The 26,439-nt window shown below is 72.1% G+C and carries 23 protein-coding genes and 1 tRNA gene; 8 read left to right on the forward strand and 16 right to left on the reverse strand.

The window, feature by feature from the left end; genetic code table 11:
- Positions 1–52: 52 nt before the first annotated feature.
- A complete protein-coding gene (locus tag ACIF8T_RS00610; RefSeq protein ID WP_400029656.1) occupies positions 53–469 on the forward strand; it encodes a hypothetical protein in 417 nt (138 codons plus the stop codon).
- Positions 470–554: 85 nt separating this feature from the next.
- The gene (locus ACIF8T_RS00615; RefSeq protein ID WP_400029658.1) at positions 555–1,424 is read left to right on the forward strand and encodes a spermidine synthase; all 870 of its coding nucleotides are present in this window, start codon (positions 555–557) and stop codon (positions 1,422–1,424) included.
- Between the two features lie 25 nt (positions 1,425–1,449).
- Here ACIF8T_RS00615 and ACIF8T_RS00620 read toward each other — a convergent pair whose 3' ends face one another.
- A complete protein-coding gene (locus tag ACIF8T_RS00620; RefSeq protein ID WP_400029660.1) occupies positions 1,450–1,992 on the reverse strand; it encodes a hypothetical protein in 543 nt (180 codons plus the stop codon).
- Positions 1,993–2,089: 97 nt separating this feature from the next.
- Between ACIF8T_RS00620 and ACIF8T_RS00625 the strand changes: the two genes are divergently transcribed.
- The 3 genes from ACIF8T_RS00625 (at position 2,090) to ACIF8T_RS00635 (ending at position 5,786) form a co-directional block, all read left to right on the forward strand.
- A complete protein-coding gene (locus ACIF8T_RS00625) occupies positions 2,090–2,809 on the forward strand; it encodes a response regulator transcription factor (RefSeq protein WP_400029662.1) in 720 nt (239 codons plus the stop codon).
- The gene (locus tag ACIF8T_RS00630; protein WP_400029664.1) at positions 2,806–4,206 is read left to right on the forward strand and encodes an ATP-binding protein; all 1,401 of its coding nucleotides are present in this window, start codon (positions 2,806–2,808) and stop codon (positions 4,204–4,206) included. Before ACIF8T_RS00625 ends, ACIF8T_RS00630 begins: the two co-directional genes overlap by 4 nt.
- A 131-nt stretch (positions 4,207–4,337) precedes the next feature.
- Positions 4,338–5,786 carry a cellulose binding domain-containing protein gene (locus tag ACIF8T_RS00635; RefSeq protein ID WP_400029666.1) on the forward strand — a complete coding sequence of 483 codons (1,449 nt, stop codon included), beginning with the start codon at positions 4,338–4,340 and terminating at the stop codon, positions 5,784–5,786.
- Between the two features lie 86 nt (positions 5,787–5,872).
- Here the strand turns inward: ACIF8T_RS00635 and ACIF8T_RS00640 are convergent, their stop codons facing one another.
- The 4 genes from ACIF8T_RS00640 to ACIF8T_RS00655 form a co-directional block, all read right to left on the reverse strand.
- Positions 5,873–7,333 carry a GH1 family beta-glucosidase gene (locus tag ACIF8T_RS00640; protein WP_400029668.1) on the reverse strand — a complete coding sequence of 487 codons (1,461 nt, stop codon included), beginning with the start codon at positions 7,331–7,333 and terminating at the stop codon, positions 5,873–5,875.
- A gap of 124 nt (positions 7,334–7,457) precedes the next feature.
- On the reverse strand, positions 7,458–8,363 hold the full coding sequence (locus ACIF8T_RS00645) for a carbohydrate ABC transporter permease (RefSeq protein ID WP_400029670.1): 906 nt from the start codon (positions 8,361–8,363) through the stop codon (positions 7,458–7,460).
- Between the two features lie 12 nt (positions 8,364–8,375).
- Positions 8,376–9,386 (reverse strand): carbohydrate ABC transporter permease, encoded by a 1,011-nt coding sequence (locus ACIF8T_RS00650; protein WP_400029672.1) that lies wholly within the window; start codon positions 9,384–9,386, stop codon positions 8,376–8,378.
- A gap of 5 nt (positions 9,387–9,391) precedes the next feature.
- Complete coding sequence (locus ACIF8T_RS00655) at positions 9,392–10,720, reverse strand: extracellular solute-binding protein (protein WP_400029674.1); 1,329 nt, start codon at positions 10,718–10,720, stop codon at positions 9,392–9,394.
- 413 nt (positions 10,721–11,133) lie between these two features.
- Between ACIF8T_RS00655 and ACIF8T_RS00660 the strand changes: the two genes are divergently transcribed.
- Positions 11,134–12,189, forward strand: coding sequence for a LacI family DNA-binding transcriptional regulator (locus ACIF8T_RS00660; protein ID WP_400029676.1), 1,056 nt, complete (start codon positions 11,134–11,136; stop codon positions 12,187–12,189).
- A gap of 140 nt (positions 12,190–12,329) precedes the next feature.
- Here the strand turns inward: ACIF8T_RS00660 and ACIF8T_RS00665 are convergent.
- The 4 genes from ACIF8T_RS00665 to ACIF8T_RS00680 all read right to left on the reverse strand — a co-directional run bounded on the left by ACIF8T_RS00665 (position 12,330) and on the right by ACIF8T_RS00680 (position 15,238).
- Positions 12,330–12,402: transfer RNA gene (locus ACIF8T_RS00665), tRNA-His, on the reverse strand.
- A gap of 109 nt (positions 12,403–12,511) precedes the next feature.
- A complete protein-coding gene (gene orn / locus ACIF8T_RS00670) occupies positions 12,512–13,120 on the reverse strand; it encodes an oligoribonuclease (protein ID WP_400029678.1) in 609 nt (202 codons plus the stop codon).
- Positions 13,121–13,235: 115 nt separating this feature from the next.
- Complete coding sequence (locus ACIF8T_RS00675; RefSeq protein WP_400029680.1) at positions 13,236–14,528, reverse strand: helix-turn-helix domain-containing protein; 1,293 nt, start codon at positions 14,526–14,528, stop codon at positions 13,236–13,238.
- A gap of 377 nt (positions 14,529–14,905) precedes the next feature.
- Positions 14,906–15,238: a hypothetical protein gene (locus ACIF8T_RS00680; RefSeq protein ID WP_400029682.1), complete on the reverse strand. Its 333-nt coding sequence runs from the start codon at positions 15,236–15,238 to the stop codon at positions 14,906–14,908.
- Between the two features lie 317 nt (positions 15,239–15,555).
- On the opposite strand from ACIF8T_RS00680, the gene ACIF8T_RS00685 reads away from it, so the two are divergent.
- Positions 15,556–16,083 (forward strand): universal stress protein, encoded by a 528-nt coding sequence (locus ACIF8T_RS00685; protein ID WP_400029684.1) that lies wholly within the window; start codon positions 15,556–15,558, stop codon positions 16,081–16,083.
- A gap of 431 nt (positions 16,084–16,514) precedes the next feature.
- Here ACIF8T_RS00685 and glmS read toward each other — a convergent pair whose 3' ends face one another.
- From glmS to ACIF8T_RS00700, 3 genes are all read right to left on the reverse strand, one after another.
- On the reverse strand, positions 16,515–18,332 hold the full coding sequence (gene glmS, locus ACIF8T_RS00690; RefSeq protein WP_400029686.1) for a glutamine--fructose-6-phosphate transaminase (isomerizing): 1,818 nt from the start codon (positions 18,330–18,332) through the stop codon (positions 16,515–16,517).
- 13 nt (positions 18,333–18,345) lie between these two features.
- The gene (locus tag ACIF8T_RS00695) at positions 18,346–18,603 is read right to left on the reverse strand and encodes a hypothetical protein (protein WP_266413732.1); all 258 of its coding nucleotides are present in this window, start codon (positions 18,601–18,603) and stop codon (positions 18,346–18,348) included.
- A 142-nt stretch (positions 18,604–18,745) separates the two neighbouring features.
- Positions 18,746–19,624: a DUF4429 domain-containing protein gene (locus ACIF8T_RS00700; protein ID WP_400029688.1), complete on the reverse strand. Its 879-nt coding sequence runs from the start codon at positions 19,622–19,624 to the stop codon at positions 18,746–18,748.
- 80 nt (positions 19,625–19,704) lie between these two features.
- On the opposite strand from ACIF8T_RS00700, the gene ACIF8T_RS00705 reads away from it, so the two are divergent.
- Entirely contained in the window at positions 19,705–21,288 is a 1,584-nt protein-coding gene (locus ACIF8T_RS00705; protein ID WP_400029690.1) for a beta-N-acetylhexosaminidase, read from the forward strand.
- 61 nt (positions 21,289–21,349) lie between these two features.
- Here the strand turns inward: ACIF8T_RS00705 and ACIF8T_RS00710 are convergent, their stop codons facing one another.
- From ACIF8T_RS00710 to desA, 4 genes are read right to left on the reverse strand one after another with little or no spacing between them, the layout of a single operon-like run.
- A complete protein-coding gene (locus tag ACIF8T_RS00710) occupies positions 21,350–23,119 on the reverse strand; it encodes an IucA/IucC family protein (RefSeq protein WP_400029692.1) in 1,770 nt (589 codons plus the stop codon).
- Entirely contained in the window at positions 23,116–23,658 is a 543-nt protein-coding gene (locus ACIF8T_RS00715; protein ID WP_400029694.1) for a GNAT family N-acetyltransferase, read from the reverse strand. Before ACIF8T_RS00715 ends, ACIF8T_RS00710 begins: the two co-directional genes overlap by 4 nt.
- The gene (locus ACIF8T_RS00720) at positions 23,655–24,947 is read right to left on the reverse strand and encodes a lysine N(6)-hydroxylase/L-ornithine N(5)-oxygenase family protein (RefSeq protein ID WP_400029696.1); all 1,293 of its coding nucleotides are present in this window, start codon (positions 24,945–24,947) and stop codon (positions 23,655–23,657) included. Before ACIF8T_RS00720 ends, ACIF8T_RS00715 begins: the two co-directional genes overlap by 4 nt.
- Positions 24,931–26,373 (reverse strand): lysine decarboxylase DesA, encoded by a 1,443-nt coding sequence (gene desA / locus ACIF8T_RS00725; protein ID WP_400029698.1) that lies wholly within the window; start codon positions 26,371–26,373, stop codon positions 24,931–24,933. Before desA ends, ACIF8T_RS00720 begins: the two co-directional genes overlap by 17 nt.
- Positions 26,374–26,439 lie beyond the last annotated feature (66 nt).

Genomic DNA, 26,439 nt, shown 5'->3' on the forward strand with positions numbered 1-26,439 from the left:
CCCGACTCCCGACCCGCTCGTCCGCACCGGGGTTCTCGTCGTGGAGGCCGGCATGGAGACCAGCCAGGGCAACGATCCTCGTACGCCGCCGATCGCGCCGGGTGACACGCGCCCGCCCGCTCCCGGCGGGTGCGACGTCGTCACCGTTCCGGCGCGCCAGGGGCTGGAGGCGGTCGACATCCTGCGGCGCGGCGCGGGGGACGCGGTGGGGCCGGTGCTGCACGACGACGGCGGCGGCACCCTGGTCTTCCTGGTCCCGCCGGGCACCGCCGCGGGCTGGGACGTGCCGGGCAGCACCTGCACCCGGACGGAGGGGCGGGGCGTGAGCCCGGTCCCCGGCCCGCCGGTGGACGGCGCGGACTGGCTGCTGCCGCCCGGGGAGGCGGAACCGGCGACGGACCCCGCGGTGCTGCGCGCGGCGCTGGGCGAGGCGGCGCGGACGATCGAGGCGGCGGACAGCTGCACCTGAGCGGTACGCGCACGGCCCGCAGCCCGCGGTGCGGTCCGGTGAGGCCCGTCGGCCGCGGGCCGGAGCGGCTTGCGACAATGCCGCCATGGGGAAGTCCAGGAACGCCCGGCGCCGGCCGGCCGCCGCCGCAGCCGTCGCCGAGCGCGTCGACGGCGGTCTCGCCGAGCTGGTCCCCGACCGGGACCGGGCACGGGCCTGGACCCTGCTGATCGACGGGGCGCCCCAGTCGCACGTCGACCTCGACGACCCGGCGTACCTGTCGTTCGAGTACCAGCGGCGCCTCGGGCACGTCATCGACCTCGCCGCCCCGCCGGGCCGGCCCCTGCACGCCGTGCACCTCGGCGGTGGCGCCTTCACGCTCGCCCGGTACGTCGCCGCCACCCGCCCCCGCTCCACCCAGCAGGTCGTCGAGCGTGACGCGGCCCTCGTCCGGTTGGTCCGCCGGGAACTGCCGCTGGAGGCGAACGCGCGGATCCGGGTGCGCTCGACGGACGCCCGCGCGGGGCTCGCCAAGGTGCCCGACGGGTGGGCCGACCTCGTCGTCGCCGACGTGTTCGGCGGAGCCCGCACCCCGGCCCACCTGACCTCCACCGAGTTCCTCGACGAGGTCCGCAGGGCGCTGCGGCCCGGCGGCGTCTACGCCGCCAACGTCGCCGACGGGCCGCCGCTGGCCCACCTGCGCGGCCAGATCGCCACCGCCGCCGCCCGGTTCGCGCACCTCGCGCTGGTCGCCGACCCGGCGGTGCTGCGCGGCAGGCGCTTCGGCAACGCCGTCCTGGTCGCCTGCGACGAGCCGCTGCCGGTCGCCGAACTGACCCGGCGGGCCGCCTCCGACCCGCATCCCGGCCGGGTCGAGCACGGCAGGGCGCTCACCGACTTCACCGGAGGGGCCGCGCCGGTCGCGGACAGCGCGGCGGTGGCGTCCCCGGCGCCGCCCCCGTCCGTCTTCACGTGACCGGCGCTCCGCTCCGGCGGCGCGCTCAGTAGGTGCCGATCTCCACCCGCGGCGGCCCGTCGTGCCAGGTGCAGAACACCGACACCCGGTCCGCGCCCGAGGCGAACTCCACGCGGATCCACGTCGGCGTCTTCCACATCTGCATCGACCAGCCCGCCGCGGGGGTCGCCGACACCAGGGACGCGGCGGCCGGGCCCAGGTCGAAGACCGCCCGCCCGCCGGCGGTGTCGTAGCTCTTGATCCGGCCGGACGGAGTGGGGGAGGGGCTCGGGGTCCGGGCCGGTGTCCTCGTGGGGGGCGGCGGACTCGGCTCCCGGGACGGCGTCGACGCCGGCGCCGGCGTGCGCGACGGGCTGGGCGCCGGAGCGGGCCGCCGGGTCGACGACGCCGGCGGTTGCGACTCCCGCGCGGCCGTGCCGGCGGCCGCGTCGGCGGCCGTGATGGGCAGGGCGCGCGGCGGGTCGTAGGCCGTGCCCGCCATCACCGTGTGGACACCCCACCACGACAGCGTGACCGCCGCGCCCGTGGCGAGCAGCCAGGCCAGTACGTGTACGAGTCCTCTGCGCATCGCGGCCATACTGCCTCACGCGCCACAGCGGTGTCGCGCCACGGGAGTTGTCCACAGGCTCGCACCGGCGTACGGCGGATGGCGTACGGTGCGGCGCATGGCAAGTGTGCTCGTGGTCGAGGACGACCAGTTCGTGCGCTCCGCGCTCATCCGGCACCTGACCGACGCCTCGCACACCGTGCGCAGCGTCGGGACGGCCCTGGAGGCGCTGCGCGAGGTCGCCCAGCTCCGCTTCGACGTGGTGATCCTGGATCTCGGACTGCCCGACCTGGACGGGTCCGAGGCCCTGAAGATGCTGCGCGGCATCACGGACGTCCCGGTGATCGTCGCCACGGCCCGGGACGACGAGTCCGAGATTGTCCGGCTGCTCAACGCGGGCGCGGACGACTACCTGACCAAGCCCTTCTCGGTCGAACACCTCTCGGCCCGGATGGCGGCCGTGCTGCGGCGTGCCCGCTCCGGCCCCGCCGACGCCCAGCCCTCCAGCGTCCTGCGGGTCGGCGGCCTGACCGTCGACCCGCTGCGCCGCCAGGCCGAACTGGACGGTGTCCGACTCGACCTCACCCGGCGCGAGTTCGACCTGCTCGCCTTCCTGGCCCGCCGGCCCGGCGTCGTCGTGCCCCGCAGGGAGCTGCTCGCCGAGGTGTGGCAGCAGTCCTACGGCGACGACCAGACCATCGACGTCCATCTGTCCTGGCTGCGGCGGAAGCTGGGGGAGACGGCCGCCAACCCCCGCTACCTGCACACCCTCCGGGGCGTCGGGGTCAAACTGGAGCCGCCCGCCGGGCAGTTCCCCGCGGCGGAGCCGCCGCGATGAGGTGGGCCCTGGTGAAGGTGTCGCTGGCGGTCACCACCATGGTCGTGGTCGCCTTCGCGGTGCCGCTCGGACTCGTCGTCCGGGAGATGGCCCGCGACCGCGCCTTCTCCAACGCCGAGCGCCAGGCCGCGGCCCTCGCCCCCGCCCTGTCCATCACCACCGACCGCGAGCAGCTCGAACGGGTCGTGGCCTCCGCCGGTTTTGACGCCGACCTGGCCGTCCACATACCGGCGGGCGACGCCGGGCCGGCCTTCGACCTCGGGCGGCAGCGCGCCGCCGACGCGGACATCACGGCCGTGCGCAAGCTGGGGCGGGCCTCCACCACCACGGTGTCCGGCGGCTCCACGCTGCTGCAGCCGGTGGCGCTGAGCTCCGGCATCGCCGTCGTCGAGGTGTACGTGCCCGAGGCCGAGGTCACCAACGGCGTCGGCACGGCCTGGGCGGTGCTCGCCGCCGTCGGGGCCGCGCTCGTCGTCGGCTCCGTCGCGGTCGCCGACCGCCTCGGCGTCCGGATGGTCCGGCCCGCGCAGCGCCTGGTCGAGGGCGCGCACGAGCTGGGGGAGGGCAAGCTGGGCGCCCGGGTGCCCGAGGAGGGACCGACCGAACTGCGCCTGGCGGCGGTCGCGTTCAACTCCATGGCCGACCAGGTCGTCCAGCTCCTGGCCAACGAGCGGGAACTGGCGGCGGACCTCTCGCACCGGCTGCGGACGCCGCTGACCGTGCTCCGGCTCAACGCGGCCTCGCTCGGGGACGGACCGGCCGCCGAGCAGACCCGGGTCGCCGTCGAGCAGCTGGAGCGCGAGGTCGACACCATCATCCGCACCGCCCGGGAGGCCAAGCCGCAGACCGCCGCGGCCGGACCCGGCGCCGGGTGCGACGCGGCCGAGGTGGTGCGCGAGCGGATGGCGTTCTGGTCGGCGCTCGCGGAGGACGAGGGCCGTAAGTGGCGGGTGGCCGGGGCCGACCGCCCGGTGCGGATCCCCGTGGCCCGCGCCGACCTGGCCGCCGCGCTCGACGCCCTGCTCGGCAACGTCTTCCGGCACACGCCCGAGGGCACCGCCTTCGCGGTCGACGTGCACAACGCCGAGGACGCGGTGATCGTGCTGGTGTCCGACGCGGGCCCGGGCATACCCGACCCGGAGGCGGCGATGGCGCGCGGCCGGGGCTCGGGCAGCGACGGGTCGACCGGACTGGGCCTGGACATCGTGCGCCGGCTCGCGGAGTCCACCGGCGGGGACGTGCGGATCGGCTCGTCGGTGCTCGGCGGGACCGAGGTGCGGATCTGGCTCCAGCTCGACGGCAGGGAGCCGGTGCGCCGCGGACACCGGGGAGCCGTCCGGCGCCGCCGGCGCCCCGGACGGACCGCCACCATTAATCGGTCCCGATCCCTTCCTTAAGCGCACCCTAAGATCCCCGGCGCCCGCCCGGATCAGGCGCTTTGCCCGGTTCGGCGTCGCTAGCGTGCTGCCGCACCCACCCCCGGGGCCCCGCAGGGCACCGGGACCCCCGAACGGCGAAGGCAGGCACGATGAGTACGCACCGGCGCAGGGTCAGCGGCAGGAACAAGGCGATCGGCGCGGTCGTCGCCGCGGCCGTGGCGGGCGGCGGCGCGCTCCTGGTCACCGGAACCGCCCAGGCGGCCGGGACCGGCGCGGCGTACACGAGGACCAGCTCCTGGTCGACGGGGTACACCGCCCAGTACGTCGTCACCAACGACAGCGGGCAGGCCAAGCGCGACTGGACGCTGGTGTTCGAGCTGCCGTCCGGGGCGAAGCTCGGCTCCCTGTGGAACGGCGAGGCCGGTGTCAGCGGGCAGCGCGTCACCGTCACGCCGCCGAAGTGGGACACGGACGGGCTGGCCGCCGGCGAGTCGGTCACCGTCGGCTTCGTCGTCGACGGCACCGGCGACCCGTCCGGGTGCCGCATCGACGGCGCCGCGTGCTCCGCGGACGGCGGCGCGACGCCCGAGCCCTCCGGACGCCCCACCGGGTCCCCCACCCCCACGGCGCCCCCCGCCCAGAGCCCCGCCCCCACCCCGACCGCCACCGCGAAGCCCACCGAGAGCACCGGCACCGGCACCCCCGCCACCGCCGGCTTCGCCCCGTACGTCGACACCTCCCTCTACCCGGCGTTCGACCTGGTCGCGAGCGCCGAGGCCACCGGGGTGAAGGACTACAACCTGGCCTTCGTCACGGACGGCGGCGGCTGCACGCCCAAGTGGGGCGGCGTGACCGACCTGGCGAGCGACGCGGTCGCCGCCCAGATCGGCGCCCTGCGCGCCCGGGGCGGTGACGTCCGCGTCTCCTTCGGCGGGGCGGCCGGCTCCGAGCTCGGCACCACCTGCGCGTCGGCGGACGCGCTGGCCGCGGCCTACGGCAAGGTCGTGGACACGTACAAGCTGACCAAGGTCGACTTCGACGTGGAGGGCGGCGCGCTGCCGAACAAGGCGGCCAACACCCGCCGCGCCCAGGCCGTCGCCGAACTCCAGCGGCGCCACCCCGGCCTCGACGTCTCCTTCACCCTGCCGGTCATGCCGGAGGGCCTCACCCAGGACGGCGTCGACCTGCTGGCCGACGCCGAGAGGAACGGCGTGCGGATCACCACCGTCAACATCATGGCGATGGACTACGGACCCGCGTACAGCGGTGACATGGGCACCTACGCCGAGCAGGCCGCCACCGCCACCCAGGCCCAGGTCAAGGGCGTCCTCGGCCTGAGCGACAGCGCCGCCTGGAAGACGGTCGCCGTCACGCCCATGATCGGCGTCAACGACGTCACCACCGAGGTCTTCAAGGTCGACGACGCCACCCAGCTGGTGAACTTCGCCAAGGCCAAGGGCCTCGGCTGGCTCTCCATGTGGTCCGCCACCCGCGACAAGCAGTGCCCCGGCGGCGAGAAGCCCGCGGCGGACGCCACGTGCAGCTCCGTCCTGCAGTCCCCGTTCGCCTTCACCAAGGCGTTCGCCGCCTACCGGTGAGCTCCCCCGCCGCAACGCGCAGGGGCGCGGCACCCCCCGTCGGGTGCCGCGCCCCTTCCCCGTTCCCCCGGAGGGTGGCCGCCGGTCTACTCCACCGTCTCGACCGGCTCCGCCGGCTCGTCCACGCCCGGCAGCGTGCCCGTCCGCGCCGCCCGGGCGTACCAGTGCGCGCTGGACTTCGGGATCCGCTCCAGCGTGGCGTAGTCGACGTACACCGCGCCGAAGCGCTTGCCGTAGCCGTACGCCCACTCGAAGTTGTCCATCAGGGACCACAGGAAGTACCCGCGGACGTCCGCGCCGTCGGTGATGGCGCGGCGGACCGCGGACAGGTGGCCGTGCAGGTACGCGATGCGCTCCGGGTCGTGCACGCGGCCGTCCGAGTCGATCTTGTCGTCGTAGGCCGCGCCGTTCTCCGTGATGTACAGCGGCAGGCCCGGCGCCTCGCGCGTGTAGCGCATGAGCAGCTCGTGCAGGCCGGTCGGGTCGATGGTCCAGCCCATCTCGGTGCGGTCGCCCGGCGTCTGGTGGAACATCACGTCGTCCGCGGCCGGCCACGGCGAGTGGTCGCTGGACCCGTGCCCGTCCGCCCGCGGCCCCTTCGCCGCCGGGTCGGCCGCCGACACCAGGGTGGGCGTGTAGTAGTTCAGGCCGAGCGCGTCCAGCGGCTGGCGGATCAGTTCCAGGTCGCCGTCCTGGACGTAGGACCAGTCGGTGAGCGAGGCGGTCGCCTCGAACAGCGACTCCGGGTAGGCGCCGTGCAGCATCGGGCCGTGGAAGACGCCGTTGGCCAGGTCGTCGATCCGGCGGACCGCCGCCAGGTCGGCCGGGTCCTGCGACAGCGGCCGCACCACGGAGGAGTTCAGGCTCACCGCGACCGAGTTGCGGGCCGGCATCGCCGAGCGCAGCGCCGAGGTGCCCAGACCGTGCGCGAGGTTCAGGTGGTGGGCGGCGCGCAGCGAGGCCGCCGGGTCGGTGCGGCCCGGGGCGTGCACCCCGGAGGCGTACCCCAGGAAGGCGCTGCACCACGGCTCATTGAGCGTGATCCACTGCTCCACGCGGTCGCCGAGCGCCTCGCCGACCAGCTGCGCGTACTCCGCGAACCGGTACGCCGTGTCGCGCTCCGGCCAGCCGCCCGCGTCCTCCAGCTCCTGCGGCAGGTCCCAGTGGTACAGGGTGACGGCGGGCCGGATGCCGTGCGCGAGCAGCTCGTCCACCAGGCGGCGGTAGAAGTCCAGGCCGCGCTGGACGGCGGGACCGCGGCCGGTGGGCTGCACCCGCGACCACGAGACGGAGAAGCGGTAGGCGCCCAGGCCCAGGGCCGCCATCATCGCCACGTCGTCGCGGTAGCGGTGGTAGTGGTCGACGGCGATGTCGCCGGTGTCGCCGCCGGCCGTCTTGCCGGGGGTATGGCTGAAGGTGTCCCAGATCGACGGCGTTCGGCCGTCCTCCCGCACCGCCCCCTCGATCTGGTACGCGGAGGTCGCGGCGCCCCAGAGGAAGGCGGGAGGAAACGTCACCGGGGTCACCGGGTGTGCGGAGTCAGGCATGGAAGCGCTCCCATCGGAGGTCGAGGAGACCGGCGGGTAGGGGGAGGGGGAGGAGAGGAGAGGAGAACGGGGAGACGGGGGCCGAGGCGGCGGTGACCCGGCCCCCGGGGAACGTGTACGGGCGTCAGCCCTTGACCGCGCCCTGCATGATGCCGCCCACGATCTGCTTGCCGAAGATCGCGAAGACCAGCAGCAGCGGCAGCGTGCCCAGCAGGGCGCCCGCCATGATCAGTGACTGGTCGGGGGTGTAGCCGCGGCCCAGGCCCGCCACCGCGACCTGCACGGTCGGGTTGCCGGTCTGGGTGAGCACCAGGAACGGCCACAGGAAGTCGTTCCAGGTCTGCACGAACATCAGCATGCCGAGCACCGCCATCGCGGGCCGGGCGGCGGGGAACACCACGTGCCACACCACCCGCCAGCTGCTCGCGCCGTCCACCCGGGCGGCCTCGATGATCTCGTCCGGCAGCGCCTGGATCAGGTACTGCCGCATGAAGAACACGCCGAACGCGCTCACCAGCGACGGGAAGATCACCGCCTGGAGCTGGTCGGTCCAGTCCAGCTTGGCGACCATCATGTACAGCGGGATCACGCTGAGCTGCGGCGGCACCATCATCGTGCCGATGACGACCAGCATCAGCGCGTTGCGGCCCTTGAAGCGCAGCTTGGCGAAGGCGAACCCGGCGATCGTCGACAGCACGACGATGGTCGCCGCCGAGATGCCCGCCACGATGGTGGTGTTGAGGAACGCCTCGCCCAGGTTGGCGTCCGTCCAGGCGATCTCCAGGTTCTTGAACAGGTTGGAGCCGAACCAGAACGGCGGCGGGGTCTGCGCCAGGCGCTGGTTGTCGCGGGAGGCGGCGATCGCCGTCCACACCAGCGGGAACAGCGACACGATCGTGAACAGGATCAGGATCGCGTACGCGATCGGGCCGCCGTGCAGGGTCCCGCCGGCCCGCGCCGACTTCGGCAGGCGCGAGCGCTTGACCTGCCGGGCGGGTGCGGTCTCGGGGGGCGTCACAGTCGTCGTCACGGCCACAACTCCTTAACTACTGGCGCGCAGCCGGCGCGAGATGACGTAGTTGACGATGCCGATGACGATCAGGATCAGGAACATCGTCCAGGCGATCGCCGAGGCACGGCCCAGGTGCTGGTTCACCCAGCCCTGCTCGTACAGGTACAGGCCGAGCGTCTGGAACTGGTGCTCCGCGCCGCCGGAGGCGCCCTTGTTGGCGTCGAACAGCAGCGGCTCGCCGAAGACCTGGCTCGCGCCGATCGTCGACACCACGGCCGTGAACAGGATCGTCGGACGCAGCGACGGCAGGGTCACGTGCAGGAACTGCTGCCAGCGGCTGGCGCCGTCCAGCGCCGCCGACTCGTACAGGTCCTGCGGGATCGCCTGCATCGCGGCCAGGTAGATCAGCGCGTTGTAGCCGGTCCACCGCCAGACGATGATCGACGAGACGGCGATCTGGGAGGGCCACTTGTCGCCCTGCCAGTCGACCGGGTCGACGCCGACGAAGTCCAGCGCCCAGTTGATCATGCCGTAGTCGCGGCCGAAGAGCAGCACGAACACCAGCGAGGCGGCGGCGATCGAGGTGGCGTACGGCGCGAGCATCGCGACCCGGTAGAAGGTCGAGGCGCGCAGCTTGTAGTTGAGGATGTGGGCGATGCCCATCGCCATCAGCAGCTGCGGGACGGTGGAGATGATGCCGATGGTCAGGGTGTTCTTCGCCGCGTTCCAGAAGAACTCGTCGTCGAAGATGCGGGTGTAGTTGCGCAGCCCCACCCAGTTCATGTCGGTGGGCGCGGTCAGCTCCACCTGGTGCAGCGAGGCCCAGCCCGTGTAGACCAGCGGGAACAGGCCGAAGGCCACGAAGAGCAGGAAGAACGGCGAGACGAAGGCGTACGGGCTCCAGCGCACGTCGCGCTGCCAGCGGCGGGACAGCTTGGCCCGGCGCTTCACCTCCTGCTCGGAGGCGGCGTCGGCGGGCGGGCGGCCCGGGGCCGCGCCCCCCTTGACGGGGGGCGCGGCGGTGTCGTGACGGGTGGCCATGCGGGTCACTGGTCCAGGTTGTTGTCGATGGTCTTCGTCGCCGTCTCCCAGGCCTCCTTCGCGGACTTGCCCTTCGTGACGAGGATGACGCCGTTGTCGGTCAGACCCTGCTGGATGATCTGGTCCTTCGGGCCGATCACCTGGACCGGGATCTGCTTCGCGGCCTCGGCGAAGATCTCACCGATCGGGGCGTCCCCGGTCATGTCGTTCTTCGCGCCCGTCACCTCGGGGCTGTCGTAGGCGGCCTGGGCGCTCGGGAAGCTGCCCTGCACCTTGAACAGCTTGGCCTGCTGCTCCGGCGCGGTCAGCCACGCCACCAGCTTCTTGGCCTCTTCGACGTTCTTGCCGTTCTTCGGCACGGTCAGGAAGGAGCCGCCCCAGTTGCCGGACTTGGGCGCCACGGCCACGTCCCACTTGCCCTTGGCGTCGGGCTGCGACTTGCCCTTGATGTAGCCGAGCATCCACGGCGGGCAGGCCATCGCGGCGAACTTGTTGTTCGCGATCGTCTGGTCCCAGGCCGGCTGGAACTGCGTCTGCGAGCCGACCAGGCCCTTCTCCGCGGCCTCGGCGGTCAGGTCGAAGGCGTTCTTGACGGCCGGGTTGGTCTTGTAGACGACCTTGCCGGAGGCGTCGTAGAACTTCTCCTCCTCACTGCTGAGGATGGCGTTGATCAGGCCGCCGGGGGAGTCCAGGAAGGTGGTGCCCTTGGGGCCGTTCTTCTGGTAGCGCTCGCCGACGTCGACGAACTTGCTCCAGTCGCCCGCCCACAGCTTGGCGACCTCCGCGCGGTCGCTGGGCAGACCGGCCTTCTCGAACAGGTCCTTGCGGTAGCAGATCGCCATCGGGCCGATGTCGGTGCCCAGGCCGATCGTCTGGCCCTCCTTGGTGGTGGCCTGCTGCCACTTCCAGTCCAGCCAGTCGGCCTTGTTCACGCCGGGGGCCTTGGAGAGGTCCTCCAGCTTGGCGGCCTGGGTGCTGACGATCTCGGCGATGTTGCCGACCTCGACGGCCTGGACGTCCTGCAGGCCGCTGTTGGTCGTCAGGTGGTTCAGCAGCGCCGGGTAGTAGTTCTCGTTGCGCTCGACGACGTTCTCGGCGATCTTGATCTTGGGGTTGAGCTTCTCGTACTCGGCGTAGAGGCCGGCTTCCTTGAAGCCCATGGTGCCGAAGAGGCCCAGCGTGATCGTGGTCTTGCCCTTGCCGTCGCCGGACGACGAGCCGGAGCCGTCGTCTCCGCCGTCGTCGGCACAGCCGGCCAGCAGCCCGGCGCCCAGCGACGCGACGGCCGCGAGGGCCAGCGCCTTGCGGGCGGATCGAGTGCGTGCTGCTCGCATTGCGTCCTCCTGTTGCCCTGACGTGCCGACCCCCCGGCCAACGGCATTGTTGGGCCCGTTAGTTGACATGCTTCAGTCGCTGCGGCTCGGGCGGGGAACGTGCGGGATGTGTAAGTGTCAGGTACCGTGGGAGCGCTCCCACCGGTGATGTGTTGAAGAGTCCCCGGTTGCGGCGGGGGTGTCAAGGGACCGGACGCCGAGAGATGTGTTCAGTTATCGGGCTGTTAACTGGACGCCGGGGGCGGTGGACCGGCACCCCCGGCTGACTCGTTTCAGCCGGTCCGGTGCCCGGGAACGGTCCCGTCGGGGCCGAAGCGGAGGCCTGGACGCCGATGACTCCCGGGGACGGTCACCACCCCTGACGGGGCTGTTAGATTCCAGGCCAGCGTGACACACGACGGAAGGCGGAGCCCATGGCAAGCCACGGAGCGCGGGGCCGGAGCGGGGGCCGGCCCACCCTCGAGGAGGTGGCGGCGCGCGCCGGCGTCGGTCGGGGCACCGTCTCCCGGGTGATCAACGGCTCTCCCCGGGTCAGCGACGCGACCCGCGCGGCCGTCGAGGCGGCCGTGGCGGAACTCGGCTACGTCCCGAACACCGCGGCCCGCGCCCTGGCGGCCAACCGCACGGACGCCATCGCCCTGGTCGTCCCCGAGCCCGAGACCCGGTTCTTCGCGGAACCGTACTTCTCGGACATGCTGAAGGGTGTCGGGGCCGAGTTGTCGGAGACGGAGATGCAGCTGCTGCTGATCTTCGCGGGCAACGACCGGGAGCGGCGCCGGCTGGCCCAGTACCTGGCCGCCCACCGGGTGGACGGTGTGCTGCTGGTCTCGACGCACGCCGACGACCCGCTGCCCGACCTGCTCTCGCAGCTGGAGATCCCGGCGGTGATCAGCGGCCCGAGGTCGGCCGCGGAGACCCTGACCTCGGTGGACTCCGACAACTACGGCGGCGCCCGCCAGGCCGTCGAACACCTGCTGGCCCGCGGCCGCGGCCGCATAGCCCACATCACCGGGCGCCTGGACGTGTACGGCGCCCAGCGGCGCATCGACGGCTACCGCGACGCCCTGCGCGACGCGGGCCACGCGCCGGACGAACTGCTCATCGAGGCGGGCGACTTCACGGAGGAGGGCGGCCGCCGGGGGATGGCGGCCCTGCTGGAGCGCCGGCCCGACCTGGACGCCGTCTTCGCCGCCTCCGACGTGACCGCGGCCGGCGCCCGCCAGGTGCTGCGCGAGGCGGGCCGCCGCATCCCCGACGACGTGGCGCTGGTCGGCTACGACGACTCCGCCATCGCCCGCCACATGGAGCCGCCGCTCACCAGCGTCCGCCAGCCCATCGAGGAGATGGGCCGCCGCATGATCGACCTCCTCCTCAGCGAGATCGCCGACCGCCGCCCGCCGGCCTCGCGCGGCCTGGAACGACGCCAGGTGGTGCTGGCCACGGAACTGGTGGAGCGGGCGTCGTCCTGAGGGACCGCGTCCCGCGCGTCCTCGCCGCGCCGTCCTCCCCGAGCGACGGGCCCCGTCCTCGACGCGGCCAGGGCCCGGCCTGCCCCGGCCGGGCAAACGAATCAGCCGGTGGCCCGAAGGCCACCGGCTGATTCGTTCAGGGTGAGTGACGGGACTCGAACCCGCGGCATCCTGGACCACAACCAGGTGCTCTACCAGCTGAGCTACACCCACCATGACCGGCTGGGGAATCAGTCGCTTCCCTGACCGGCCGAGAAAAAGTGTACAGGGTCCGAAGGGGTGCTCGCGCCCGCGTTTCGCGGCGCCCCTCCGGCGGGCCCCGTCAGGCCGGCTGAGCAGGCAGGACGTGCTTCGCGGCGATCGCCTTGGCCGTGTCGGAGTCGGGGCCGGGCTGCGGGACGAAGACGGCCTCGCGGTAGTAGCGCAGCTCCGCGATGGACTCCCGGATGTCGGCGAGGGCCCGGTGGTTGCCGTTCTTCGGAGGGCTGTTGAAGTACGCCCGCGGGTACCAGCGGCGGGCCAGCTCCTTGATCGACGAGACGTCGACGATCCGGTAGTGGAGGTAGTCCTCCAGCGTCGGCATGTCGCGCAGCAGGAAGCCGCGGTCCGTGCCGACCGAGTTGCCGCACAGCGGCGCCTTGCCGGGTTCCTTGACGTACTCCCTGACGTACGCCAGGACCTGCTCCTCGGCGTCCTTCAGGGTCGTGCCGTTCGGGAGCTCCGCGAGCAGCCCGGACGCGGTGTGCATCTGGCGCACCACCTCCGGCATCGTCTCCAGCGCCCGCTCCGGCGGGCGGATGACGATGTCCACGCCCTCCCCGAGCACGTTCAGCTCCGAGTCGGTGACGAGGGCGGCCACTTCGATGAGCGCGTCGTCCGACAGCGAGAGGCCGGTCATCTCGCAGTCGATCCACACCATGCGATCGTTCATGTGTCTCACCATACGGCGCGGGTGTGCGAGGGGAGCGGGCCGTGCGGCGACCCGGCGGGCGCGCACGGCACCGGGCCGGCGAGGAGGCTCTCCTCACCGGCCCGGCCCGGTGTCCTCAGGGCGCGCTGCGCTGCCCCGGCAGACTCGCCCGGCTCCCCGCGTACGCCTCACGGCCGTGGTCGGACGCGGCCGGCGCCGACAGGGACGACGGGCCGACCGCGCTCGCGGCCGCCGCGCGGCGGGACTGGAGCGGGACGGGGCTCTCCGGGTGCGGGGCCAGGGACGGCTGGCCCGCGTGGAGCGGCTGCCCGAGGCCCGGCTGGCCCGGCGTACCGGCCGGTCCGGAGCCGGGCAGGGCGGAGCCGTCGGTGTCCTGGGGACGCTCGCCCTGCGGGCGCCGGGCGCGGTAGGCCGCCCGGTACGCGGCCGGCGACGAGCCGAGCTGGCGGCGGAAGTGCCCGCGCAGCGCCACCGGCGACCGGAAGCCGCAGCGGCCCGCGACCTCGTCCACCGAGTAGTCCGACGTCTCCAGCAGCCGCTGCGCCTGGAGCACCCGCTGCGTGATCAGCCACTGCAGCGGCGCGCTCCCGGTGAGCGAGCGGAACCGGCGGTCGAACGTACGACGGCTCATGTACGCGCGCGCCGCCAGCGTCTCCACGTCGAACTGCTCGTGGAGGTGCTCCAGCGCCCAGGCGACGACCTCGGCGAGCGGGTCGGCGCCGATCTCCTCCGGTAAAGACCGGTCGAGGTAGCGCTCCTGGCCTCCCGACCGGCGCGGCGGCACCACCAGACGGCGGGCCAGGGCCCCTGCCGCCTCGTTGCCGTGGTCCGTGCGCACGATGTGCAGGCACAGGTCGATGCCGGCCGCCGTGCCCGCCGACGTCAGCACGTCCCCGTCGTCCACGAAGAGCTCCCGTGGATCGACGTGCACCGACGGGTAGCGCTTGGCCAGCGTCGGCGCGTACATCCAGTGTGTGGTCGCGGGGCGGCCGTCCAGCAGGCCCGCCGCCGCGAGGACGAAGGCGCCCGTGCACAGCCCGACGATGCGGGCGCCCTCCTCGTGGGCCCGGCGCAACGCGTCGAGCGCCTCCTCCGGCGGTGGCGAAGTGATCGAGCGCCAGGCCGGCACGACGACCGTGCCCGCCCGCGAGATCGCCTCCAGGCCATGTGGTGCGGTGAGTTCCAGGCCCCCTGTGGTCCGCAGCGGGCCTTCCTCGCCGGCACACACCAACAGGCGGTAGCGCGGCACGCCGGCGTCCTGGCGGTCAATCCCGAACACCGACAGCGGTATGGAACTCTCGAAGATGGGGCCGCCGCTGAACAGCAGCACCGCGACGATCTCCTTGCGGCGTCGCCCGGAGAGTTTCCGGACTGCGCCTTCCGGCGCGGCAGTGGAGTCGTGGCTCATACTGCTAAGCCCCCCTCGGTGGTCGCGGCTCCTCGGTTGCGTCGTTCCTGCACGTTTCCCCTCGGTCCTGCACGAGTCCCCCGCCGTAGACAGTCAAGATCGAATCTACTGTGTCGCCTCGTGCCGCAGTGGCCGGTTCGCTACCCGGCTCATTGTCGACTTGGCAACTTGGCGTGAAGCATTCGATCACGAAGCGTTGCGCTCGGGGAGGGTGCAGGGAAGTGCGCCTCGTCGCGGTGGCCAATCCCCGTAGGGTGCGCAGGCCCTCCGAGGCCCTTTCCGTGCAGGTGGAACGGGGGTTGGGGGGTACTCGGGGTGGGGGATGCACGGGTTTCAGAAGTTGGCTGAAAAGATGCGGGCGCGTGCGCGGAAACCGGTCAACCGACCGGTGTATCGCCTCCGCCGTGCCGCCCGCCCCGGTGCGCCCCGCTCCCGGTGCGCTGGTGCCGGCCCCGGTGGTGCGGGTGCTCCTCGGCGCGCAGCCGGGCCGCGCCGCGCTCGGACCGGCGCAGCAGCAGGCGGCACGCGCCCGTGACGGCGGCGAGCCCGGCGGCCGTGCCGGCGGTGCCCGCCAGGGAGGTGCCGCACCAGAGCAGGACGACCGGTACGAGCAGGCAGCTGAAGACCGCCCAGCGGACCACGTCGGCCGCGGTGTCCCGGGACGGCGGGACCGCGCGGTCGGCCTCGGGGGTGGGGCGGGGTCCGGGCATGCGTGCTCCCTGTGGCGTGGCTCACGGGGTTCAACGCGCGGCCGGGCCGTCGGTCACTGTGCAACCGCTGGTCGGCGCCTCACCCCCACGGGTAAGTGAATCCCGTGCAAACCGCCTGTACAGCGCAGCAACCATTGCGTTACGGGCGTCCCCTCGTGCATGCTCCGGGGAACCCGTGCCCAGCGTGCGCGGGCCCTGGGCGAAGGAGGCGTGCCGCCGTACCCTTGAGGGTATGGGGTTGGGAAGATGATTCCCGGACACAGCTCCGCCGCACCCGGTCGTCCCCACCCGACAAGGATCACAACGCCGAGACAGCCATGGCCGGTCACGAATTCTCCGAACCCGCGGACCGCAAGCGGCCGGTCGCCGACCCCACGGCGGCCGATCCCCTGGCGGCGGAAGAGCCACGCCACGCGTGCGACCCCGCCTTCAAGCACGGCGTCGTCGTCGGCTTCGACGGCTCCACCTCCAGCGAACGCGCCCTCGCGTACGCGATCGGCATGGCGATGCGCTCCCGTGCGGGCCTGATCATCGTGCACGTCGCCAACCGGCTGCCCACCACCGTGTGGGCGGGCTGCGAACCGCCGGTCTTCGTCGACGTCCCGGACCACCGCACCGAGGTGCTGGGGCTGGAGCTCGCCTGTGCGGACTACCTCGCCGAGGTGCCCTGGATCCTGGTCGAGCGCGGCGGGGACATCTGCCACGAACTCGAAGAGGTGGGGCGGGAGTACGAGGCCGACGCGATCGTCGTCGGATCCACCCACGGCATCGTCGGCCGGATCTTCGGCTCCGTCGCCGGGCGGCTCGCCAAGCGGGCCAAGCGCCCCGTCGTCGTCATCCCGTAACGGGCCTCCCTCCCGGGCGGGATGAGACCCGGGCACCCCCAACTCCCTTGGTGGCGCGCCGATCCGCCGGCGCGCAGAGGTGTTCGTGCCGGTGTGAAGGGCAGGTACCGGTCACCGCACGACCGCGCCCGCACGAGGGGAGCCCGCCGCGGACGACGACGTCTCCGCGGGAAGCGCCACCACTACCACCATCGCCGCCCTGCTGCTCCCGGCCGTGGGCCGGTGGCCCTCCCTCGACGTGCTGCCGGCCGGGGAGTGACGGCCACCGGTTGATCGGCAGCCGTGCCGGGGGCGGGCGGCCCCGGCGACACGAGCGGACCCCCCGTGTCCGGTGGCGACACGCGGGGGTCCGTTCGCTTGTTCCGCCCGTGCGGGTGCGGGTGCGGGTGCGGGGGCCCGGTGCGCGGCGCCCCGCGTCCCCCGCCGGTCCGCTACTCCACCGTCACCGACTTGGCCAGGTTGCGGGGCTTGTCGATGTCCCGGCCCAGGGCCAGGGCCGTGTGGTAGGCGAGGAGCTGGAGCGGGATGCCCATGAGGATCGGGTCCAGCTCGTCCTCGTTCTTCGGGACGACGATGGTGTGGTCGGCCTTCTCCTGCGCCTGGTGGGCGACGGCGAGGATCTGGCCCTGGCGGGCCTTGATCTCCTCCATGGCCGCCCGGTTCTTCTCCAGCAGGTCGTCGTCGGGGACGATGGCGACCGTGGGCAGGGCGGGCTCGATCAGCGCCAGCGGGCCGTGCTTGAGCTCGGAGGCCGGGTAGGCCTCGGCGTGGATGTACGAGACCTCCTTCAGCTTCAGGGAGGCCTCGCGGGCCACCGGGTAGCCCCGCACGCGGCCGATGAAGAGCATGGAGCGGGCCTCGGCGTACTGCAGGGCCAGCTTCTTGATCTCCTCCTCCTGCTCCATGATCTCGGCGATCTGACCCGGCAGCTTGCGCAGGCCCTCGATGATCCGCTTGCCGTCCCGCACGGACAGGTCGCGGGTGCGGCCCAGGTGCAGGGCGAGCAGGGCGAAGGCGACCGTGGTGTTGGTGAAGCACTTGGTGGAGACCACGCAGACCTCCGGGCCGGCGTGGACGTAGACGCCGCCGTCCGCCTCGCGGGCGATCGCGGAGCCGACCACGTTGACGACGCCCAGCACCCGGGCGCCCTTGCGCTTGAGCTCCTGCACGGCCGCCAGCACGTCGTACGTCTCACCGGACTGCGAGACCGCGATGTAGAGGGTGTCGGGGTCCACGACCGCGTTGCGGTAGCGGAACTCGGAGGCCGGCTCGGCGTCGGCGGGGATGCGGGCCAGCTCCTCGATCATCTGGGCGCCGATCATGCCCGCGTGGTACGAGGTGCCGCAGCCGAGGATCTTCACGCGGCGGATCCGGCGCGCCTCGCGGGCGTCCAGGTTGAGGCCGCCGAGGTGCACGGTGGAGAAGCGGTCGTCGATGCGGCCGCGCAGCACGCGGTCCACGGCGTCGGCCTGCTCGTGGATCTCCTTGTGCATGTAGGTGTCGTGGCCGCCCATGTCGTAGGAGGCGGCCTCCCACTCGACGGTGGTGGGCTCGGCGGTGGTGCGGGTGCCCTCGGTGGTGTACGTGCGGAAGTCGTCGGCCTTGAGGGTGGCCATCTCGCCGTCGTCGAGGGTGACGATCTGGCGGGTGTGGGCGACCAGGGCGGCGATGTCCGAGGCGACGAACATCTCCTTCTCGCCGATGCCGAGGACGACCGGGGAGCCGTTGCGGGCGACGACGATGCGGTCGGGGAAGTCGGCGTGCAGCACGGCGATGCCGTACGTGCCCTCGATGAGCCGGAGGGTCTCGCGGACCTTGTCCTCCAGCTTCCCGGCCTGCGAGCGGGCGATGAGGTGGACGAGGACCTCGGTGTCGGTCTCGGAGAGGAACTCGACGCCGTCCGCCTCCAGCTTGCGGCGCAGGTCGGAGGCGTTGTCGATGATGCCGTTGTGGACGACGGCGACCTTGCCCTCGGCGTCCAGGTGCGGGTGGGCGTTCACGTCGGAGGGGGCGCCGTGGGTGGCCCAGCGGGTGTGGGCTATGCCGGTGGTGCCCTTGAAGCGCGCCGGGACCTTGGCCTCCAGGTCGCGGACCCGGCCCTTGGCCTTGACCATCTTCAGGCCGGCCGCCTTCGGGGAGGTGACGACGATGCCCGCGGAGTCGTAGCCGCGGTACTCCAGGCGCTGCAGGCCCTCCAGGAGCAGGGGAGCGACGTCACGCTTCCCGATGTATCCGACGATTCCGCACATAAAGGTGTATTCCTCAGCCGTAGACGATGCGGCGCAGCTGGCGGAGCGTCAGCTCCGGAGGTGCCACCGCCCGGTATTTCAGGTCCGCCTCGATCCGCTCGAAGATCGTCGCGTTCACCAGGCCCTGGGCCTGCAGCTCGCGGTGGCGGCGACGGACGTACTCCTCGGTCGTCTCGTCGAAGTAGGCGAGCACGTCCTGGACCACGCGCAGCGCCTCGCCCCGGTTGAGGGGCGTGGACCGCGTCAGATGATCAACGAGTTCGTCGTGCACCCGGTAGATCCTGAGGTACCGGCCGCGGTTTCGCAAGAATCCTGCCCGATTCCGGGCAGGCGGCTGTGTGAAGTCCCTGAAAGGGTGCGGAGATTGCTGTGGAGCGTGGCATACGTCACTTCGTACGGTCCGGATTGCCCTGTTACATCCGTTTCAGGATCGCCTGCTTGGCCAGCGTGAACTCCTCGTCCGTGAGCACCCCGGTGCGGTGCAGCTCGCCGAGCTCGCGCAGCCGGCGCAGCAGCGCGTCGTGGTCGTCCTCGCCGGCGGGGGCGGTCCGGCCGGGCGCCCCGGTCGCCGGCGGGACCGCGTCCCGCGGGGCGGCCGGACGGGGCAGCCGGGCCTGCACCGCGGCGGCGATCAGCGCCATCAGCGGGTCCTTCTTGAAGCCCCACAACTCGACCGCGTTCGGGTCGTACTTGGGCGGCGCCTCGGTGGGGGCGGTGCGCACGGTGAAGCGCAGGTGGCCGTTGTCCAGGCCGGAGGCCGGGTGCCACTCCACGGCGCTGATGTCGGCCAGCGCCAGGACGCGGGGGCCGGCGGCGGCCTTGGCGTCCTCCGTCTTCCAGTTCCACTCCAGGCGGACCCGCTCCCCGTCGAAGCTCGCCGTGCCGTCCCCGGCCGAGCAGGACAGCGGCACGGCGGGGCCCGGCAGCAGGTACTCGCCCACCGGGCCGGAGGGCACCTCGTCCAGGAGCAGCGCGGCGCGGACCTCCTCGGCGAAGTACTCGGCGACGCCGTACCGGTCGGACTCGACGATCAGCTGGTAGGGGTCGTGGGGCTCGGTGAGCCGGCCCCCGGTCGCGTGCAGCAGCGGGTCGGCGCCGTCCCGCAGCCGGAGCCGCAGCCGCCCGGCCTTCTTCCCCTGCTCGAACGAGATGCCCGCCAACGCCCGCAGCGGGATCGTCAGTTCGCCCAGGGTCCTGCGGAGCAGGCTGACGCTCTTGTCCCGTCCGGGCGTCAGGCGCAGGGTGTCGCCGTCGAAGACCCAGGTGCCGTCCCGCTGGATGATTTCCGCCATGGGGTGGATTGTTCCATCAGTCTCACGAGAGAGTGGTCCAGACCTCTTGGAGCTCAACGGCTCACGGAAGGAACGGTTTTGTGAGACAGCACCACAGAACACTGCGCCTTCTCGGTTCCCTGCTGCTCGTCGCGGCGGGCGCCGGCGTCACCGCGGCCGCCCCCGCCCGGGCGGCCGCCCCCACCCCGCTGGACCGGGTCGTCCCGGCCCCCGCCGCGGTCCACCCCGGCGGATCCCCGTACCGCATCACGCGCGGCACGCACATCCGCGTCGACGGCTCCCGCGAGGCCCGCCGGGTCGGCGAGTACCTCGCGGACCTCCTGCGGCCCTCCACCGGCTACCGCCTGCCCGTCACCGCCCACGGCGACGGCGGCATCCGGCTCCGCCTCACGAAGGGCGTGTCAGGACCCGAGGGCTACCGCCTGGACAGCAGCCACCGACACCTCACGATCAGCGCCGGGTCCCCGGCCGGGCTCTTCCACGGCGTGCAGACCCTGCGCCAGCTCCTGCCCCCGGCCGTGGAGAAGGACTCCGTGCAGCCCGGCCCCTGGCTCGTCGCGGGCGGCACGATCGAGGACGCCCCGCGCTACGGCTGGCGCGGCGCCATGCTCGACGTCGCCCGCCACTTCCTCACCGTCGAGGAGGTCAAGCGGTACGTCGACCGGCTCGCCCTCTACAAGTTCAACAAGCTGCACCTGCACCTCAGCGACGACCAGGGCTGGCGCATCGCCGTCGACTCCTGGCCGCGCCTGGCCGCGTACGGCGGCTCCACCGAGGTGGGCGGCGGCCCCGGCGGTTCCTACACCAAGGCCCAGTACCGGGAGATCGTGCGCTACGCCGCCTCCCGCCACCTGGAGGTCGTCCCCGAGATCGACATGCCGGGCCACACCCACGCGGCCCTCGCCTCCTACGCCGAGCTGAACTGCGACGGCGTGGCACCCCCGCTCTACACCGGCACCGAGGTCGGCTTCAGCTCGCTGTGCGTCGACAAGGAGGTCACCTACGACTTCGTCGACGACGTCGTCCGCGAGATCGCCGCGCTCACCCCGGGCCGCCACCTGCACATCGGCGGCGACGAGGCGCACTCCACCAGCCACGCCGACTACGTGCGGTTCATGGACCGGGTGCAGCCGATCGTGGCGAAGTACGGCAAGACGGTCGTCGGCTGGCACCAGCTCACCGGCGCCGCCCCCGCCGAGGGCGCGCTCGCCCAGTACTGGGGCCTGGACGGCACGAGCGCCGAGGAGAAGGCGCAGGTGGCGCGGGCCGCGCGGGGCGGCACGGGACTGATCCTGTCCCCGGCCGACCGGATCTACCTCGACATGAAGTACACCGAGGACACCCCGCTCGGCCTGTCCTGGGCGGGATACGTCGAGGTGCGGCGGTCCTACGACTGGGACCCGGGCGCCTACCTGCCGGACGTGCCCGCCTCGGCGGTCCGCGGGGTCGAGGCGCCGCTGTGGACGGAGACCGTCGAGAACTCCGCCCACGTCGACTACCTGGCCTTCCCCCGGCTGCCCGGCGTCGCCGAACTCGGCTGGTCGCCGGCCGCCACCCACGACTGGGAGGACTACCGGGTGCGGCTCGCCGCGCAGGGGCCGCGCTGGGACGCCCTCGGGATCGGCTACTACCGCTCGCCGCAGGTGCCCTGGCCGGCGGCCTGAGCAACGCCGGACGGGCACCCCGCAGGACCGTACTGCGGGGTGCCCGTCTGTCTGCGGGGGCCTACAGCCCTGCGAGCGGGTTCTTCAGCGTGCCGACCAGCTGGAGCGCGCCGGACGGGTCCGCCAGGTCCACCATCTGCTTGTTGTTGCGCAGCTGGAGGCGGTTGAGGCAGGACAGCGCGAACTCGGGGGCGAACATGTCGTACTGCGCGAACTTGTCGGCGAGTTCCGGCGTCGCCTCCTGGTACTCGCGGGTGACCTCCGCGACCGTGCCCCAGAAGTCGTCCTCGGCGAGGATCCCCTCGGTGGCGAGGTTGGCCGCCAGGAAGCGGAAGAAGCAGTCGAAGACGTCCGTGAAGACGGACAGGAGCTTCTTGTCCTCCGGCACCTCGACGCGGATCCGCGCGACCTCGGGCGGCAGCACCGCGTCCGGGTCCATCACCGCGATCTCCTCGGCGATGTCCTTGTAGATCGCCCGCCGCACCACCCCGTCCTTCAGGACCAGGATGACGTTCTCGCCGTGCGGCATGTAGACCAGGTCGTAGGCGTAGAAGCTGTGCAGCAGCGGGGTGTAGTACGCCCGCAGGTAGCGGCGCAGCCACTCCTTCGGGGCGAGCCCCGACCGCTCGATCAGCGCGCCCGCGAAGGAGGCGCCCTCGTGGTCCACGTGGACCAGGGAGGCCATGGTCGCCAGCGTCTCGCCCTCCTGGAGCGAGGGCACCGGGCTCTCCCGCCACAGCGCGGCGAGCATCTTGCGGTACGGCGAGTACCGGTCGGTGGCCTTCTCGTACTCCAGGTGCCGGTAGCCGACGGCCGCCCGCTCCCGGATGATCGTCAGGCCGGTCGCCTTCAGCACCGGGTCGCCCTCGATCAGCTGGGCCAGCCAGTCGTTGATCGCCGGGGTGGCCTCCATGTAGGCGGCCGACAGCCCGCGCATGAAGCCCATGTTGATGACGGACAGGGCCGTCTTCACGTAGTGCTTCTCGGGGTGCGAGGTGTTGAAGAACGTCCGGATGGACTGCTGCGCCAGGTACTCGTCGTCGCCCTCGCCCAGGCAGACCAGGTGCTTCCTGGCGACCTCGGCGGCGAAGGTGACGGTGAGCTTGTTCCACCACTGCCAGGGGTGGACGGGGATGAGGAGGTAGTCCGCCGGGTCCAGGCCCTGCTCGCGCAGCACGCCGTGGAAGCGCTCGACCGTGTCCTCGCCCAGCTCCTGCCGGACGAACGACTCGTACTCGATGCCCACGCCGGCGGTGAAGGCGGCCCGCGAGCGGTGCGCGGCCAGCCAGACCAGGCGGACCGGGCTCGCGGTCTCCGGCGCGTACGACAGGTACTCGTGGATGCCGAAGCCGAGCCGCCCGTTGTTGGCGACGAAGCAGGGGTGGCCCTCGGTCATGCCGGTCTCGACGGCCTGGAAGTCGCTCCGCGCCAGCTCGGCGGAGGTCACCTGCGGTTTGGTGAGCTTGTAGCAGGTGCCGGAGAGGGTGGAGGAGATCTCCTCCAGGTAGACCGGCAGGATCTCGTCGCTCAGGCCGAGGGACCCCTTCAGCTCGATGAAGAAGTCCAGCGCGGCCAGCGGCAGTTCGGCGCCGTCGCGGTGCCGGGTGATCGAGCCGGCGTCCACCTGCCAGTGGTCCAGGGCGCGGCGGACGGCCCGGAAGCGGTAGCGGGTCAGGCCGTCGTCGCTGCGGACGACGTACTCCTCCCCGTCCGGCTCCGGGGTGATCAGGCGCTCGTGCGCGAACTCGGCGAGGGCCTTGCGGATCAGCAGGCGGTTGGCCTGCTCCCAGCGTTCGGGGGAGAGGTGGACGACCGCGTCGGTGAGGGTCATGCGCGCACCGCCTTCTCGAACTGCTCGCGGGTGCAGAAGCTCAGCAGGGCCTTCTTCTCCGGCTTCTGGATCTCGCGTTCCGCCACGAAGCCGACGGCCTCGTTCAGGGCGTGCACCGCCTTGTTGCCGACGTCCGGCTCGACGACCACGCGCCGGGTCGCCGGGTCCTCGAAGAGGAACGCCATGACGGCGGTGATGACGGCTTTGGTGAACCCGTGGATCGGCCGGTCCGTCGGCGCGACCAGGAAGTGCATGCCGACGTCGCCGGGCTCCGGCGCGTACAGGCCGACCAGCTCGCGGTGGGCGGGGTCGTACTTCTCCATCAGGAAGGCCGGCTCGCCGTCGTGCAGCCCGAGGTAGGCGTGGTGGTGCTCGTCGGCGGCGATCTCCATGTAGGCGCGCTCGACGTCCTGGAGCCGCGCGTCCTGCATCATCCAGAACGCGGACTTCGGGTGCGTGACCCAGCCGTGCAGCAGCTCCGCGTCCTTCAGCGGGTCGAGCGGACGGAAGGCGAGGGTGCCGATGGTGGGGGTGCTCATACGGCGAACTCCTGGAAGGCGATGGTCTTCTCGACCGGGTAGTACTCGGTGCCGAGCAGCTCGCGGATGATGTACGCGTTCCGGTACGGGCCCATGCCCAGGTCGGGGCTGGTGATGCTGTGGGTGTGGACGCCGGCGTTCTGCAGGAACACGCCCCGACCGGTGACGTCGACGGCGTAGTTGCGGGCGACGTCGAAGTTGCCCTGGGAGTCGTAGCGCAGCCGGTCGCGGACCGGCGCGAGGAACTCGGGCTCGACGTACTTGTAGCCGGTGGCCAGGATCAGGCCCTCGCTGGTCAGCTCGAAGTCCTTCTCCTGCTCCTCCTGGCGGAAGGCGAGCCGGTACGTGCCGTTCTCCCACGCCGCGCCGGTGAGCGCGGAGTTGGTGAGCAGGCGGGTGGGGACCGGGCCGCCGAGGTTCTTCTGGTAGAGCAGGTCGAAGATCTCGTTGATCAGGTCGCCGTCGATGCCCTTGAACAGGCCCTTCTGCTCGGCGGTGAGGCGGTAGCGGGTCCGCTCGGGCAGCGCGTGGTAGTAGTCGATGTACTCCGGCGACGTCATCTCCAGCGTGAGCTTGGTGTACTCCAGTGGGAAGAAGCGCGGGGAGCGGGTCACCCAGTTCAGCTGGTAGCCGTGGACGTCGATCTCGCTGAGCAGGTCGTAGTAGATCTCGGCGGCGGACTGGCCGCTGCCGACCAGGGTGATCGACTTCTTGCGCTGGAGCTCCGCCTTGCGCTGGAGGTAGCGGGAGTTGTGCAGGAAGTCGCCGCCCAGGTCCCGGCAGGCCTCGGGCACGTACGGCGGGGTGCCGGTGCCCAGGACCAGGTGGCGGGCGCGGTAGGTGTCACCGGCCTCGGTGCGCACCGTGTACAGCTCGGCGGCCTCGTCCCAGGTGACCTCGGTGACGGTCGTGCGGAAGCGGATGCTGCTCAGCTTGGAGGCGGCCCAGCGGCAGTAGTCGTCGTACTCGACCCGCAGGGGGTAGAAGTTCTCGCGGATGTAGAACGAGTACAGCCGGCCCTTCTCCTTCAGGTAGTTGAGGAAGGAGTACGGGGACGTCGGGTCGGCGAGGGTGACCAGGTCCGACATGAACGGCGTCTGGAGGTGGGCACCGTCCAGGAACATGCCGGCGTGCCACTCGAAGTCGGGCTTCGACTCCAGGAACACGCCGTCCAGTTCGGCGATGGGCTCGGTCAGGCAGGCCAGTCCCAGGTTGAAGGGCCCGAGCCCGATCCCCACGAAGTCGTGGGTCTTGTCGGTGGGCACGGCGGCTTCAGGAAGCGCGGTCAAGGGATTCTCCCAGGTACTGCTCGGCGTGGCCGGCGATCAGGTCGAGGACGGCGGCGATGTCGGACGCCTGTGTCTCGGGGTTGAGCAGGGTGAACTTCAGGTAGTGGCGCCCGGCCACCTTGGTGCCGGCGACGATGGCGTCGCCGGAGGCGAACAGGGCCTTGCGGGCGTACAGGTTGGCCCGGTCGATCTCGGCGGGGTCGGTGACGGTCGCCGGGACGTAGCGGAAGACGAGGGTGGAGAGGGTCGGCTCGACGACGACGTCGTAGCGCGGGTCGGCGGCCAGCAGCTCGAAGCCCTCCTGCGCGAGGTCGCACACCTCGTCGAAGAGCTGGCCGATGCCGTCGGCGCCCATCACGCGCAGCGTCATCCACAGCTTGAGCGCGTCGAACCGGCGGGTGGTCTGCAGGGACTTGTCCACCTGGTTGGGGATACGTTCCTGCACCATGCGGCGCGGATTGAGGTACTCGGCGTGGTAGGTGGCGTGCCGCAGCGTCGCGGCGTCCTTGACCAGGACGGCGGAGGAACTCACCGGCTGGAAGAAGGACTTGTGGTAGTCGACGGTGACGGAGTCGGCGTGCTCGATGCCGGTGAGGCGGCCGCGGTACTTCAGCGAGGCGAGCAGGCCGCAGCCGTAGGCGGCGTCGACGTGCATCCAGGCGTCGAACTGCTCGCACAGCTCGGCGATCTCGGGCAGCGGGTCGATGGAGCCGAAGTCGGTGGTGCCGGCGGTGGCGACGACGGCCATGGGGACGAGGCCGTCCTGGTGGCAGCGCTCCAGCTCGTGGGCGAGCGCGACGGTCTGCATGCGCTTGTCGTGGTCGACGGGGATCGAGACGACGGCGTCCTGGCCGAGGCCGAGCAGTTTCGCCGACTTCTTCACGCTGAAGTGGCTGACCTCGGAGGCGAAGATGCGCAGTTTCGCCAGGTCGTCGGTCTTGGCCTCCTCGCGGGCCAGCAGCAGGGCCTGGAGGTTGGACTGGGTGCCGCCGGAGGTGAACACGCCGTCGGCGGCGGGGCCGAGGCCGATGCGGCCGGCCGTCCAGTCGATCAGTTTCCGCTCGATGAGGGTGCCGCCGGCCGACTGGTCCCAGGTGTCCAGGGAGGAGTTGACGGCGGACAGCACGGCCTCGCCGAGCACGGCCGGGATGACGACCGGGCAGTTGAGGTGGGCGAGGTAGCGGGGGTGGTGGAAGTAGATCGCGTCCCGGAGGTAGACGTCCTCCAGTTCGTCGAGCACCGCGGTGGTGTCGTGCAGCGGCTGGTCGAGGTCGATCTCGTCGATGCGGGGAGCGAGGGCGTCGACCGTGACGCCGGTGAACGGCCGGTCGGTGGTGGCGAGTTTCGCGGCCACCCGCTCGACTCCTTCGGTCACGGAGCGGCGGTAATGCTCCGCGGTGGTGTCGTTGAGCAGGTGCGAGCGCATGTGGGGGTCCTCCGGTGGGGACGGTCCGGTGCGGGACGGAAGCGGGGCCGAGCCCGAGTTCAACTT

Origin of the sequence: Streptomyces sp. NPDC085946, assembly GCF_044540485.1 — a bacterium.
GTDB lineage: Bacteria > Actinomycetota > Actinomycetes > Streptomycetales > Streptomycetaceae > Streptomyces.